This window comes from Anaerococcus tetradius, from assembly GCF_947087635.1.
Taxonomy (GTDB): Bacteria; Bacillota; Clostridia; order Tissierellales; family Peptoniphilaceae; genus Anaerococcus; species Anaerococcus tetradius.
The window spans coordinates 68,927-83,366 of sequence record NZ_CAMUDP010000003.1 but is presented as its reverse complement, the minus strand read 5'-3'; the positions used below and the strand labels follow the sequence as shown (position 1 = coordinate 83,366).

Annotated in this window: 17 protein-coding genes; 2 read left to right on the top strand and 15 right to left on the bottom strand. The window is 36.5% G+C overall.

Translation table 11 applies throughout. The annotated features are described in order from the left end of the window. Positions 1-70 precede the first annotated feature (70 nt). From feoB to P6936_RS01715, 15 genes are all read right to left on the bottom strand, one after another. Positions 71-2,221, bottom strand: coding sequence for a ferrous iron transport protein B (gene feoB / locus P6936_RS01785; protein ID WP_276880668.1), 2,151 nt, complete (start codon positions 2,219-2,221; stop codon positions 71-73). Beyond that, complete coding sequence (locus P6936_RS01780; protein ID WP_004836827.1) at positions 2,218-2,445, bottom strand: FeoA family protein; 228 nt, start codon at positions 2,443-2,445, stop codon at positions 2,218-2,220. The genes feoB and P6936_RS01780 overlap by 4 nt, the downstream gene beginning before the upstream one ends. Beyond that, the gene (locus P6936_RS01775) at positions 2,446-2,664 is read right to left on the bottom strand and encodes a FeoA family protein (protein WP_276880667.1); all 219 of its coding nucleotides are present in this window, start codon (positions 2,662-2,664) and stop codon (positions 2,446-2,448) included. Positions 2,665-3,564: 900 nt separating this feature from the next. Beyond that, positions 3,565-4,341, bottom strand: a complete 777-nt coding sequence (locus tag P6936_RS01770) for an aspartyl protease family protein (RefSeq protein ID WP_004836824.1) — start codon at positions 4,339-4,341, stop codon at positions 3,565-3,567. An 84-nt stretch (positions 4,342-4,425) separates the two neighbouring features. Continuing rightward, positions 4,426-4,848: a hypothetical protein gene (locus tag P6936_RS01765; RefSeq protein WP_004836823.1), complete on the bottom strand. Its 423-nt coding sequence runs from the start codon at positions 4,846-4,848 to the stop codon at positions 4,426-4,428. A gap of 10 nt (positions 4,849-4,858) precedes the next feature. After that, the gene (locus P6936_RS01760) at positions 4,859-5,584 is read right to left on the bottom strand and encodes a TraX family protein (RefSeq protein WP_004836822.1); all 726 of its coding nucleotides are present in this window, start codon (positions 5,582-5,584) and stop codon (positions 4,859-4,861) included. An 18-nt stretch (positions 5,585-5,602) separates the two neighbouring features. Next, positions 5,603-6,820, bottom strand: coding sequence for an AI-2E family transporter (locus tag P6936_RS01755; protein ID WP_276880664.1), 1,218 nt, complete (start codon positions 6,818-6,820; stop codon positions 5,603-5,605). Positions 6,821-6,926: 106 nt separating this feature from the next. Continuing rightward, complete coding sequence (locus P6936_RS01750; RefSeq protein ID WP_004836819.1) at positions 6,927-7,376, bottom strand: Asp23/Gls24 family envelope stress response protein; 450 nt, start codon at positions 7,374-7,376, stop codon at positions 6,927-6,929. Between the two features lie 11 nt (positions 7,377-7,387). Then, positions 7,388-7,678 carry a DUF2273 domain-containing protein gene (locus P6936_RS01745; RefSeq protein WP_004836818.1) on the bottom strand — a complete coding sequence of 97 codons (291 nt, stop codon included), beginning with the start codon at positions 7,676-7,678 and terminating at the stop codon, positions 7,388-7,390. A 2-nt stretch (positions 7,679-7,680) separates the two neighbouring features. Further along, positions 7,681-8,214, bottom strand: a complete 534-nt coding sequence (gene amaP, locus P6936_RS01740) for an alkaline shock response membrane anchor protein AmaP (RefSeq protein WP_276880662.1) — start codon at positions 8,212-8,214, stop codon at positions 7,681-7,683. Positions 8,215-8,262: 48 nt separating this feature from the next. Continuing rightward, on the bottom strand, positions 8,263-10,182 hold the full coding sequence (abc-f, locus tag P6936_RS01735) for a ribosomal protection-like ABC-F family protein (protein ID WP_276880661.1): 1,920 nt from the start codon (positions 10,180-10,182) through the stop codon (positions 8,263-8,265). After that, positions 10,183-10,827 (bottom strand): redox-sensing transcriptional repressor Rex, encoded by a 645-nt coding sequence (locus P6936_RS01730; RefSeq protein WP_004836814.1) that lies wholly within the window; start codon positions 10,825-10,827, stop codon positions 10,183-10,185. A gap of 18 nt (positions 10,828-10,845) precedes the next feature. Next, positions 10,846-11,460: a hypothetical protein gene (locus P6936_RS01725; protein ID WP_276864521.1), complete on the bottom strand. Its 615-nt coding sequence runs from the start codon at positions 11,458-11,460 to the stop codon at positions 10,846-10,848. An 8-nt stretch (positions 11,461-11,468) separates the two neighbouring features. Then, positions 11,469-13,292: a translational GTPase TypA gene (gene typA / locus P6936_RS01720; RefSeq protein WP_060929277.1), complete on the bottom strand. Its 1,824-nt coding sequence runs from the start codon at positions 13,290-13,292 to the stop codon at positions 11,469-11,471. 149 nt (positions 13,293-13,441) lie between these two features. Continuing rightward, positions 13,442-13,819 carry an ATP-binding protein gene (locus P6936_RS01715; RefSeq protein WP_004836811.1) on the bottom strand — a complete coding sequence of 126 codons (378 nt, stop codon included), beginning with the start codon at positions 13,817-13,819 and terminating at the stop codon, positions 13,442-13,444. Between the two features lie 135 nt (positions 13,820-13,954). On the opposite strand from P6936_RS01715, the gene rd (P6936_RS01710) reads away from it, so the two are divergent. Together rd (P6936_RS01710) and rd (P6936_RS01705) are read left to right on the top strand one after the other, a co-directional pair. After that, a complete protein-coding gene (gene rd, locus P6936_RS01710) occupies positions 13,955-14,110 on the top strand; it encodes a rubredoxin (protein WP_040349421.1) in 156 nt (51 codons plus the stop codon). Between the two features lie 154 nt (positions 14,111-14,264). Next, positions 14,265-14,420 (top strand): rubredoxin, encoded by a 156-nt coding sequence (gene rd, locus P6936_RS01705; RefSeq protein ID WP_060929269.1) that lies wholly within the window; start codon positions 14,265-14,267, stop codon positions 14,418-14,420. Positions 14,421-14,440: the final 20 nt, after the last annotated feature.

Genomic DNA, 14,440 nt, shown 5'->3' with positions numbered 1-14,440 from the left:
ATTGTTCTCCTTTTTTTTAGGGAAGAGCCCTCCTCCAAGCCTATGATAGGCTTGGAGAAAGTAGTTGGTATTAAGCTACGGATTCTTCGTAGCTTAATACTTTCTTTCCTTTGGATGGTTTTCTAATTAATAGATAGATTAGTAGGATTAATCCTGCGAAGCCAAGGATTGTTCCAATGTTGAATATTCCGTATAGGATGAGGTTTGCTATGTTGTAGAAAATTAGAGATACTAGGTAAGCAAAGCCCATTTGATAAGCTATTGTTAGGGCTGTCCATTTGTTATCTGCCATTTCTGTCTTGATAGCTCCTACTGCTGCGAAGCATGGCATGCAGAGCATGTTGAATAATAGGAAGGAGTATCCAGCTACTGGTGTTGCTAGGGCGTGGTTGAAGGCTGTTAGTAATTCTTGTGATTCTTCAGTTACTTCTGCACCTAGACCAAGTACAACTCCCATTGTTGCTACTACGTTCTCTTTGGCAACGAAGCCTGTGATTGTAGCAACTGTTGCTTGCCATGAATCAAAGCCTATTGGCTTAAAGATTACAGCAATGATTGATCCTAAGCTTGCAAGGATTGATGTTTCTGTGTCAGCTTCAACTAGGTTTAGTCTGAAGTCGAAGTTAGACAAGAGCCAAATAACTATTGTTGATAGGAATATTACTGTTCCAGCTCTTTTTGCGTAAGCTTTAGATTTGTTGTAGACATCTGTTACGACTGATTTTGCTCTTGGAGCATGGTAAGGAGGTAATTCCATTATGAATGGTGCTGGATCAGCTTGTAATTCCTTGAATTTCTTTAAGATGATACCAGAAACAACTATACTAGCAATACCTATCATGTAGAATGAGAAGGATACTAGAGCTGAGTGTTCTGGGAAGAATGCACCTACGATTAGGGCAATTACTGGTAGTTTAGCAGAGCATGGCATGAAGGTTGATGTCATGATTGTGATTTTTCTATCTCTGTCAGACTCTATTGTTCTTGATGCTTGGACACCTGGTACACCACATCCTGTTGCTATCATGGCTGGGATGAAAGATTTACCTGAAAGTCCAAATCTTCTGAAGACTCTGTCCATGACGAAGGCAACCCTTGCCATGTATCCGACATCTTCTAGGATACTTAGGAGGGCAAATAGTACCATCATTTGTGGTAGGAAGCCAAGTACAGCTCCAACACCGGCGATGATACCATCTGTAACAAGTGAATGAAGAACTGGGTTAATGCCCATAGCATCCATTGCACTAGAAGCCCAAGGAGTAAGGGTGTCTTCGAAGAAGCCATTTACCGCGTCCGTTCCCATAGTTCCTGGTGATTTTTGATATACTGACAAGAAGTAAACTAAGAACATTACTAGGGCAAAGATTGGTAGACCAAAAATTCTGCTAGTAACAATCTTATCTATCTTATCAGTTATTGATAGTTTTGGTTTTGCTTTAACAAGAACTTCGCTTGAAAGTTCTTCTAGATTTGCATATCTTGCTGAAGTTATGATACTTTCTGCATTATCTTCTTCTTTTTGTTCGTATTCTTCTCTGATTTTAGCTACAGCATTAAGATCTGATGTTGAAATATTTAAGTGTTCTAGGCTTTCCTCGTCATTTTCGAAAAGCTTAATTGCATAATATCTTGATAATTTGTCATCAATTTTTTTAGAATAATCATTTTCAATCTTAGCTAAAACTTCTTCAAGTTCATCATCAAAAACAAGTGGCTTTGGACTAACATTTTTATCCTTTAGCTCAACTGCTTCTTTGATTAGCTTATCAATACCTTGGCTTTTCATAGCGACAATTTCTACGATTGGACAAGAAAGCTTCTTTGATAGGGCTTCTACGTCAATCTTATCACCCTTAGCCTTTACTATATCCATCATGTTTAGGGCTATAATAACTGGAATATTAAGCTCTAACAATTGGCTAGTTAGGTAGAGGTTTCTAACTAGGTTTGAACCATCGACTAAGTTTATGATTAGGTCTGGTCTTTCACCAACTAGATATTGTCTACTAACAACTTCTTCCATTGTATATGGAGAAAGTGAATAAATACCTGGAAGGTCTTCGATTATTATATCTTTGTGACCCCTAAGGACACCTTGTTTCTTATCTACAGTTACTCCTGGCCAGTTACCAACTCTTTGATTAGAACCTGTTAGGTCATTGAAAAGTGTGGTTTTACCTGAGTTTGGGTTTCCTGCGAGTGCTATTTTATAAGTCATATCTCTTCCACCTCGATATTCTTTGCATCTTCTTTTCTGATAGTAAGTTCATATCCTCTGAGGCTGATTTGGATAGGATCTCCCAAAGGTGCGACCTTTCTTATGTACAACTCGGTACTCTTAGTAATACCCATATCCATAATTCTTCTTTTTGTAGGTGAATCTCCTTTGATTTTGCCTACCTTGACAGTCTTTCCAACTGCCACTTGATCTAAAGTTTTCATCTAAATCTCCTTAACTATAATTCGTTTAGCCAAATCCTTGCTCAAGGCAAAGCGGTTGCCATCGATAACAAAAATATAGTTGATTCCATCAAATTTTTGTAAGCTAATGATTCTGCCCTTGGCAAAACCAAGATTGTTCAAATGTTTTTTGACAGCATCTGTCCCCTTGATGTTGACAATTTCTGCTGTTTCGCCTTCATTTAATAATGTTACTGGCATAAGATCTCCAATCTATATGTTAATTACAATTTATTTTAGAAATATTGTAATTTAACTAAATTTTCATTTGTTAACCTCTAGCTATAATATATCACATTAAGAAATAATAATCAATATCAAAAGAAAATAATTTTTATTTTCATTGTTTTGTTGAAATACTGGGTTTGTTAATGTTTTCTTGGCTTAAATTCATGAAAAAATCGGAAATAAATTTTCGATTTAGAAAATTTTCTTTAAAAAATTTTATATTTTTGAAATAATTTGGGTACTCATTAATTGTTTTTGCTTTTTATAAGACTTGTTAGTTGGATTGCCCTATTGGAAAGAAAGCTCGCTTAAAGGAGCAAAGGCTAGGTTAGAATTTCTTTTTTTGACGTCTTATTGTTACTTAACTTTTAGATTTGCTTGTGAGATTCCTCGCTTCCCCGTTTAAGCTCTGTCGGAATGACAGGACGGACTGTCATACAGAGGTGCGGAGCAACACCCTATGTCATCCCGAATGAGCAAGCAAGCTTTCGAGGAGGGATCTCTTTCTTTGTCGTCTTTTTTCTCCTTGACTCTTAGACTTACTTGTGAGATTTCTCCTCACTTCGTTCGTTCGAAATGACAGGAGGAATGTTCGTACTACATGACACACGTCATCCTAAGGAATATTAGTTGGAATGACAGTAGGTGGCCGTTCGTTCACTTTCCTTCATTGTGGAAAGAAATATTAGAAATGACTGTGGATGAGCATTCATATGAAATAAAAAGTGTGGGGTGTTAAGGCTTAGTTATTGGGGTTTTTCATAATTTTTACGGGAAAGACTTATAAAATATTATAAGAAAAAAGAGTGGCTATTCGTTTTTACAGGATGATATGTCAGTCGACTGTTTTTTCGAATTTCCACTCTTTATTTTTTAGTTTCTCACTCTGATATAGCCCATAGGGTTATAGAGAGCCCAGGATGTGTTTCTTAGGAGGTCTGCTCCGAATACTATTTGGATGTCTTTGTCATTTAGGGCTTTTTCTACTTGGCTTGTTGGTAGGTGGACTTGGTTTTCATCTATGGTGAAGGTGAATTTGCTTTCATAGAGGACTTCGTCTTCTTCTATGCCTAGTAGGTCAATGGTTTGTTTTACATCTTCGTTTTCTACTCGCATGGTCTTTGCTATATTTTCAGAAATTATAGTGAGGGGGCGAGATGTGTCTATAGCTGCCTTGTAGGTTTTTTTGTTAAAGATTAGCTTAAAGACTGGGGTATTGTCCTTGCCTTTTCTTGTTTGCCTTTTGATATCTGAGCTTTGGACTTCGAATTGACCCTTTCTTAAATCTCCCCTAAAGACTAGTTGGCTTATGATATTCCAACCTAGGATTATGTCTGCTGGGAATTTGTTGCCAAATTGGTCATCTTTAAGCTTGATTACTTGGTCTTTGCAGATTACAACTGGCACGTCAAGAAGTTTTAGGGCTCCTAGGGTCATTGATGAGAGTTTCGCCCTCCTGAAGCCCCTTTCTTTGTCAATTGCTTCTTTGTCTATGTATGTTATGTCAAGTTCTTTTGCTAGGCTTTCTGGTATTAGGGTGTTTCCCCTTGTGTCAAACATAGCTGTTACTGGTTTTTTGTCCACTAGAATGCCGATAAATATATAGTTTAGGTATTTTTGATCTGATACTGGTATTGGTGTAAATTCCATTGGGTCTCCTTTTGTTATTCTTATTAATATTATAACATATATTTGCATTTTAAAAATCCCACTAGTTGGGATTTTCTTGTGGGATTAGTTGATATTTATTTCTTGGTCAAGTCTTTGGATAAGCTCTTCAATGTTTTGCCTAAAGTCCCTAAGCTCAGCAAGTTTTTTCTTGATTTCGCCGTTTACCCTAAGGTCGGTAAAGATGTTATCGAAGAATACGTCGAAGAAGTTATCCTCCATGGTGTCGGATATTTCTAGGGGTAGGGAAATGTCGACATCTTTTAGTTCTTTTCTGAGCTCTTCTAATTCCAGAGTCATTCTTTCGATTTCCTTGTTGGCTTTTTTGATTTTGCTTCTTTTCATTAAGCTTGTTATGCCTTCTCCTCCAAGGAGGTCAAAAAGTGACCAGTTTGATGCCGATTTTAGAAAGTTAAGGGCTTCATCTGTGCTTTTTAAGACGACTTGTGCTTTTTCTTTTGCTTCTTGCAATTCTTGTAATCTTGCCATAAATACTCCTTTAAATGTTAAGATATATTCTAAGTAGTCCCAATATTAGGATATGAACTGGATAAAATAGATAGTTTATCCATTTGTTTTGCTTGCCTCTTTTTCCATTATAGCAAATTGTAAGGGCGAATCCCAAAAAAGAATATAGCTCCTTGATTATTGAAAGATAGGCAAGACCTGCCGAAAGAATCGGATAATCGTAGAATATATAGAAGATGTAGGCTAAGATTATGGCGTGGTAGTCATAGTCTAGGCTTAGAAACATCGCTATAAAAGAAAAGGCTATTACGATTATGATTGATCCTATATACCAGATATATCTACTTCTTATTTTTGTTTTTAGGCTATCAATAATCCATATTGTTATAAGGCAAAGGGCTAGGGTAAACATCATGTTGTTCCAGTAGGGATCGAAAAGCTCTTTGGATGTGAATAGGTCGAAGGGGATTTCTGATATAAGGCCAAATATTAGGAGATTAAGGAGGTATTTAGCCCTTGATTTCGTCTTAAAGTATCCCTCAACTATAAAAAATATGAAGATTGGAAAGGCTATCCTTCCTAGGATGGATAGGAAATTGGATAGGTAAAGGAGAAAGCCCCTACCATCTAAGAAGGGGGTAATTAGAGCGTTATTTACATGGTCTATTAGCATTGATAAGAATGCTATATATTTTAGGCTAGCTCCGTCTAATATTTGTATTTTTTTGATTTTTGTATGATCAAATCGTTTTTGCATAAATCTCCTTTTTTGTCTTTAGCTGTTCATCTTCTCTTCTCGCATCTGTTCGTAAGTTTTATTGTTTATTTCATCAATTTTTGCCATATCGAAGTTCTTTTGGCCTAGCTTAATCTTGATATTATCTTGGATTAGGTTGTATATCACTGTTGCTATAGGCATTGATGTAACCATGCCTACAATTCCAAAGAGTCCAGCTCCTATGAAGACTGATATGAATATCCATATGGCTGGAAGACCCTGACGTTTGCCTATTACAAGGGGATATAGGATTTTTTCTTGTAATTGTTGGATGGCAAGGACAAAGACCAAGAAGACTAGGGCTTGGGATGGTGATTGGATAAAAATTAATATCACACCTATACCTGTTGCTATTAGGGGACCAAAGTATGGAATTATATCAAAGGCACCAACAAGAATTGCTATCATTCCTGCCATAGGAAGCTTTAGTAACAACATGCCTATAAAGCAAATAGTTCCGATAGACAAGCATGATAAAAGTTTTGTCTCAAAAAATCTTGAAAATGAGTCGTAGGTTAGTTTTGCAAAGTAGTTGATATGCTCGACAGTTTTATCATCAAAATTCGCATAGAACAATTTATTTGACCCATCTCTTAAGGCTTTCTTGTTCATTGATACATAAATCGAAAAGAAAAATCCCATAATTACAGACATTAGCCATGATGAGAAGGAGTTAAAGAGACTGGATGTTTTGCTAAGTAGTCCCATATCCTTACCATTTACTAGGCTTGTTATGTCTTTGGTGATGTTTTCTATGTCGAGTTTGTTTAGCTTGTTGATTACCTCGGCTGCTATTTGATTAAAGAGTTTTTGGTTGTTTAGATATTCTATAAGCTTATCCATAAAGACTGGAATATTATCAATTAGAGATGATATGGCAGCTACAAGTTCTGGTATGAATACTGTTAGCATTATGGTAAAAAGCCCAAAGAATATTATCCATGATAGGCTTAGGGATAGGGCGAGGACTAGGGTCCTGTGCTTATTTTTGTCTATGAGCCTACCAAAGAGTTTTTCTTGGAAAAAGTTCATAGGTAGGTTGATAATAAAGGCTATGACCAAGCCATACATAATTGGCCTAAATACAGAGTAGGCTCCTAGCAAAAGTCCCTTCAAAGCATCTATATACCAGAAGGCAAAAAATACTATAAGTAAGATTATACCTATCTTTAAAATTTCTTTGTTTTTATCTTCTAAAAATTTTCTATCGTTCATATGTACTCCAAAAAAATAAATGGCCCATGCCCTAGGTCAATGACCTTAGCTTATGGGAAATCCTAGCTAGAAAAGCATTGATTGGCAAGAGCCTTGATGTAAAAAATCAGTATCTATTTTGAATATCCTTGTCGTTATTTTCTTTGTTTTTCTTTTCGTATTCGGATCTTGTCATGACATCTACGATATTAACATTTACAGTAACGACATCAAGACCTGTCATTTCTTTTACATTACTTGTTACTACTCTTTTGATATCAGAAAAGATTCTTGTAGCATTTTTGCCATATTCTATTATTACGTCTAAATTTACCTTGGCTTCTTTCTCCCCAACTTCTACATTTACTCCTGCAGTTGAGTGTTCGTCACGACCAGAGAAGAAAGATCCGATGGAGTCGGCAATATTTCCCTTCATTTCTAGGATGCCGTCTACGTTCTTTATGGCAATTCTTGCAATTTTAGCTACAACCTTATCTTCTATTATAAGCTTGCTTTCTTCGTAAGCTAGTTCTCTTTTTTCATTGAGTTCTTTTATTGTTTCTTTATTTTCTGTCATCTTTTTCTCCTTTATCTAAATAGGCTCTTTAAAAAGTTTATATATTGGTAGTCCCTATCGAAATAGGCCCCAATAGTATAGGCTATAAACATAACAAGTATTATTCCCATGGTCCTAAAAAAGCCGAAGTTAAATAGGCAAAATAGGAAAATTAGACCTAGGCTAGAGGCTATAAGCTTAGCCTTATTTCTCCTATAAAAGGCTAGTCTTTTCTCTTTTTCCGCCTCTTCTTTGTCCATCCTTCTCATTTCTAGGTCATAGACAGTAAAATTTTTGGTATTTTCTTCTTTATTCTTATCCATTCCTAGTCCTTTTCCCTTCTATCCTTGGCTTTCTGGAAATACAAGTCTATTTCCATTTCTCTTAGACCTGTTAGCTCTTCTAAAGCTTTTCTTATTTCAGCTTTGATTGTTTCAGAAAGACTTAGCAAATCAACCTCATCACGAACTTCAATTTTAGAAGCTAGTTTTATTTTTCCTTCCTTGGTCAATATCTTTACATCTTGGCCAAGAGCTTTGACTCCAAATTTCTCTATGGCTATCCTTGCGAGGCTTTCTAGAGAGTATCGCTTGATAAGGATATTGCCAGCTTCATTTTCTATAAGATATTCATAATCAGTCTTTGACGATATGATTAAATCAATTATTATCATTATGGCAAGGGCTAGTAGGATTAATCCTAAGATAACAAATACCCTTCTAATATTAGGATTTTGTAAATAATAGAGGATAGCAAATAGCATATCTTGCTTGATGATTCCTACTGTTATAAAAATAGCACCCAAGAGGATCAATACTATAGCCATCAAGGAATAAATAAGTCTTTTAAATTTTCCCATAAGTCCTCCTCCTAATATTGATACCCCCATAAGGGTGCTTTAATCTTCTTATTCAATTTTAAGACTAAGACTAAGCCATTTGTGGTCGAGTTCATCTTTTTCACTTTCTAGATTTTTAATCTCGGAAAAAGTCCTTGCGACCAAGTCGCTATCTTCGTAGAAGCCTTCTTTTAGGCAAAGATCTGTTAGGTCTTTGATAGTTTTTTCTATCTCTTCTTGCCTTTCTTCTATTTCTCTGATATCGGCCTTAATCTTTCTAAGTTCATTTTTCTTGATATTTTCTTTTTGCCTATCCTTTTTGATTTGAGTCTTGGTTTGTAGGTCTTTTTTCTCATCTTCAAGATTCATCTCACGGAGCTTTTGTTCGTAATATGAGTAGTTACCTAAATATTCATCCATCCCATCTTTTTTCATCTCAAGGATTTTGCCAGCAATTTTATTTAGGAAGTACCTATCGTGGCTAATGATTAGGACGGTTCCCTCATAATCGAGGATGGCATCTTCTAAGATTTCCTTGCTATCTATGTCTAGGTGGTTGGTCGGCTCATCCATAAGGATAAAGTTGGTATCGGATATCATAAGTTTTAGTAGGGATATCCTCGATCTTTCTCCACCAGATAATTCTCCAACTAGCCTATTTACATCATCCTCATAGAACATAAATTTGGCTAGGTAGGATCTAATCTCATAGTTAGTAAGCATTGGGTAGGCCTTGGATACTTCTTCAAAGATAGTATTGTCTAGGTCGAGAGATTTCTGTTCCTGGTCAAAGTAGCCTATGTTAACTGATTGACCCAGCCTTAAATCTCCTCCACTTTTTGCTTCTTCTCCCATAATTATCCTAAAAAGAGTCGTCTTTCCTATACCATTTTCCCCGATTATGGCACATCTTTCTTTCCTATAAAGGTTAAAGGATATGTTTGAAAAAATCTCCTCCGGCCCGAAGGACTTAGCAAGGTCTTTTACCTTTAAGACATCGACTCCCGATTGGATACGAGGGGTGAATTTTAGATGCATTGAATCTCTTAGCTCGACTGGCTTTTCAATTCTTTCCATCTTATCTAGAAGTTTTTGCCTAGACCTTGATTGGGAAATGCCTCTTTTCCTCTTGCTACCGCCGAGATTTTTGAGCCTGTCGATAATTTCTTCTTGTCTTTCGATTTCTTTTTGTTGGGACTTGTATTGGTGAAGTCTTACTTCAAGGTCTTTTTTCCTTTGAGCCATAAAGGTCGTGTAGTTACCCTCATAGCTACTTAGCCTTCCATTTTCCAGCATAAAAATCTTATTTACAGTATTATCAAGAAAATACCTATCGTGGGAGATAACTATGACCGAGCCCTTGTAGTTTTTGATAAAAGTTTCAAGAAAGCGGATAGCCCCTATGTCAAGATGGTTGGTTGGCTCATCTAGTAAGATTAGGTCTGGTTTTTCTAAAAGTAGATGCGCAAGTTCCACTCTCGCCTTCTGACCTCCAGAAAGCTCGGATATGTTTTTGTCGAAGTCCTCCTTAGCAAAGCCCATGGCTGTTAGGGTGCCTTCGATTTCGCTTCTTATGGCATAGCCATTTTTGTCAGCAAATTCTTCGGACTTTTCTGTGTAAGACTTCATTATGAAATCAAGCTTTGTCGGATCTTTTTCCTTAGCCATGGCATGTTCTAGGGCTCTCATGTCCTCTTCTAGGCTTAGGAGATTGTCAAAGACACCCAAGACAAATTCATGGATGGTCATATCCGTATCAAGGCTAAGGATTTGCTTGAGATAACCTACTTTTGTGTCATTTGCTATATAGATTTCCCCAGAGTCGGGGCTGATTTCTCCAGTTAGGATATTAAAAAGTGTTGTCTTGCCTGCCCCATTCGCACCAATAAGCCCAGCCTTATCGCCTTTTTCGATTTTAAAGCTTAGCTTGTCAAAGATGTCCTTTAAGGGGTATGACTTAGCAAGGTTTGATGCTGTTAAAACATTCATTTAAAATATAAAATCCTCTGGAGAGTTCATGAAGTAGGTTAGGGTGAAGAGGGACTCATCTAGGTGGACTGATTCTATAACGACATTGTTTTTTACCTTTAGGTCGACTGGAGAGAAGTTCCAAATTCCCTTAACACCGCCTTCGCAAAGGATGTCTGCTAATTCTTGGGCAGCTTCTTTTGGTGTTGCTATTATTCCTATGTCTATTTTGTTTTCTTTTAGATAATCCCTTAGCTTCTTTACATCTAAAATTTCTATATCATCTTTTGTAGCATCACTTATGAAGTCAGGGTTCTTGTCAAAGACAGCCTTAAATTCATAACCGAGGTCTCTAAAGGACCTATATTTGTAGAGGGCATGGCCTATATTACCAAAGCCTACTAGGATCATAGAGTAGGTCTTATCTACGCCTATAATTTTTGATAACTCATCAATCAATTCTGAAACATTGTAGCCATAGCCTTGTTGGCCGAAACAACCAAAATGGTTTAGGTCTTGTCTAATTTGGCTTGCAGTAAGCCCTGTGATTTCTGATAGTTCCTTAGAAGAAACTCTGATGATACCCTTCTCGTTGATGCTTTCTAGGTATCGGTAATACTTTGGCAGTCTTTTTATGACTGATAAAGAAATATTTTGCTTGGTCATTTACTTCTCCAATCCTTTCTAATTTGTTAAGTCTTGTTTATCTTCTTTATTATTTTCTAAAAGCAAGTCATTGTCTTGGGCTAGGTGAGAGTTTAAGATTGAAAGGTCTTTTTCACTTAACTCTCTTTCTTCTACTAAAGCTTCGCTAGTTTCATCTTCCTTATTTTCAGTAATAACTTCTTCGCTATCTTTTGGGGCTTTTTCTATTTGCTCTTCAAGCTTTCTTTGAGGGTTTAGCTTTATGTAGTTTATTATATGAATAAAATACACTATTATTAGGGCGGTATAGAAAATCATCTGATTATATTTCAAAAGATAAGTATTAGGCAAGATTATACGGGCTGGAAGTTGTGGGATAAATCTAGCGAGTATAAGGATAGCATGAGCACTTAGGCACATAAAGGCTAGGGCTGTGATAAAGCCTACAAAGATGGAAAAGTGAAGGGCCTTTCCATCAAAGAGGACTACAAGTCCAAAGACTAGCATCATAAGCCAACTTATGAGAAATAAGCCATTCCACAAAAGCCCAATCAAGCTATTGTTCATAAAAACTCCAGCAAGGGTTAGGGCAAAGACAAGAATACTTGTGATTGCTATTATGAAACTTAGATTTCTTTCAGTAGTTTTAAGCATAAGAACCTCTAATTATTCTTTTTTGACTTATACCTTAGGTTTGAGTCTAGAATCCTTTTTCTAATTCTTAGATGGTTAGGGGTGATTTCGATTAACTCGTCTTCTTCCACAAATTCCATCATCTCTTCAACAGACATTTTCTTTGCAGGAGTAAGCATTATAGCATCATCGCTTCCGCTTGCACGAGTGTTGGTTAGTTTTTTCTTCTTGCAGACATTTACATCTATATCAAGGCCCTTAGCATTCATTCCTACTACAAGACCCTCATAAACTTCATCGCTTGGTTCTATGAAAAGGAGGCCTCTTGTTTGAGCTGAATTTAGTCCGTAGGCTGTAGCAATTCCAGTTTCACTTGCTATTAGGCTTCCTACATTTCTGTGTTCCATATCGCCCTTGTAGAGGTCATAGCCTTCGAATTCTGAGTTAAGGATACCTGTACCCTTGGTATCGGTCATAAACTCTGTCCTGTAGCCTATAAGGCCCCTTGCAGGGATTCTAAAGATTAGCCTGTTGTAGCCTGAACCAGATGGTTTCATATCAATCATCTCGCCCTTTCTCCTACCAAGTTTTTCAATAACTGAACCAGAGTAAGCTTGATCTACATCAATGGTTGCAATCTCTATCGGTTCAGTTTTCTTACCCAATTCATTAGTCTTAAACATTACTTCTGGCTTTGATACTTGAAACTCGTAACCTTCACGTCTAAGATTTTCTATGAGAACTGAAAGGTGAAGCTCACCACGACCTGATACCTTGAAGGCTTCTGTCGAATCGGTAGTTTCTACCCTTAGGGAAACATCAGTTTCTTTTTCCTTAAAGAGCCTATCTCTAAGGTGTCTACTTGTTACATATTTGCCATCACGACCAGCAAATGGTGAGTCATTTACAGAGAAGGTCATAGATAGGGTTGGCTCAGAAATTTTGGTAAACTCTATAGGTTCACTATCTTCTTCTGTACATATAGTATCTCCTATATTTATATCCTCCATACCAGAAAGTGCTACAATTGAACCAAACTTAGATTCTTCAACTTCTTTTCTTTCTAGACCGTCAAATTCATAAATTGTTACGATTTTAGATTTTGTGTGTCTGTCAGGATCATTGTAGTTGGTAATTATGGCGTTGGCATTTTTCTTGATTACTCCACTTTCTACCTTGCCTATGGCAATTCTTCCTAGATAGTCGTTATAGTCAGTAGTAGATACCAAGACCTTGAATGGAGCATTTTCATCTGCATTAAAGGCTGGTGTGTAGTCGATAATTGTATCCAAAAGGTCAGTCATATCATCCTTCACTACTCCCTTTTCATTAGAAGCCCAGCCATTCTTGGCTGAAGCATAGACGAAAGGACTTTCTAGGTAGGACTCATCAGCATCAAGGCTAATAAATAAATCGAGGATTTCATCTTCTACTTCATCTATTCTTTGATCAGCTCTATCGACCTTGTTGATACAAACAATGGCTGGAAGATTTAGCTCGATTGCCTTCTTTAATACAAACTTGGTTTGTGGCATTGGGCCTTCGTGGCTGTCAACAACTAGGACAACTGATTCTGCCATATTAAGAACCCTCTCTACCTCTCCACCAAAGTCAGCGTGGCCTGGAGTATCTATAATATTAATCTTTTTATCCTTATAAAAAACAGCAGTGTTTTTGGAAAGGATGGTTATTCCACGTTCTTTTTCGATAGTGTTCGAGTCCATAACTCTTTCCTTAACTTCTTGATTATCTCTAAATAAGCCACTAGTCTTTAGCAAACCATCTACAAGGGTAGTCTTACCATGGTCTACGTGGGCAATAATGGCTACATTTCTTACATCTTCTCTATTCATAAAACCTTCTTTCATTCTAACAAATTCTATCAATATATTATATCCCATGTTAATATCTTATCAATATTAAACGATAAAAAAACATCCTTTTTCGGATGTTAGACAGAAATATTCGCAATTTTTTTGTTAAAATTATGAGTTTTTTGCTCTTATTTATAAAAAACCAATGCAGCAATTACATTTTCTTCAACTACAAGCTCATCGGATATGGCACTGACAAGCATAATCCCCCTGCCATTTTCCGCCAAAGGATCGTCACTATTTTTGATATTTATACCAGCTCCCTCGTCTTTAACCTTTACTAGGCAATAGTCATCATCAACTAGGACTAGGCAGTTGATTTTTCTATCGAAGACCTTCTTGTTGCCATGCTTGTAAGAATTTATTATAAGTTCATCCAAGATAAGCCTTAGTTTAAAGACAAAGTCCTTGTCGTCAAATCTCCTTTTTATGACTTCCAAGGCCTCATTATTAAATTTTTTTATAGAATTGATATCTGTATTTATCTCGCAACTTATAATATCCATATTTTTCTCCTAGTTAATACATACCCAGTTCTAAAAAAATATATCTTTAAAAATGAATTTAAAGAAAGAATGTTTATAAATTAGATAAAGGTGGTATAATATAGGTGTAAGATGAATGAAAGGAGACATTCTAATATGAAATATGTATGTACAGCATGTGGTTATATCTATGACCCAGCTGAAGGCGATGTAGATAACGGTATCGAAGCAGGTACAGAATTTGACCAACTTCCAGAAGATTGGACTTGCCCAGTTTGTGGTGTTGGCAAAGACATGTTCGAAGCTAAATAACTATCGAATGATGGGCTCCTAGGAGCCCTTTTTAACTAAATTTTTTTTAAATCCCTATAAGCTATTTTTTCTTATTAAACTAAAGAAAACGATGTTTACTTATAAATATAGGGTATAATAAAGAAGCAAAATGAATGAAAGGAGACATTCTAATATGAAATATGTATGTACAGCATGTGGTTACATCTATGACCCAGCTGAAGGTGATGTAGATAATGGTATAGCAGCAGGCACAGAATTTGACCAACTTCCAGATGATTGGATGTGCCCAGTTTGTGGCGCTACAAAAGATATGTTCGAAGCTGAATAGTTTTTTGTACAGAAGCCGAA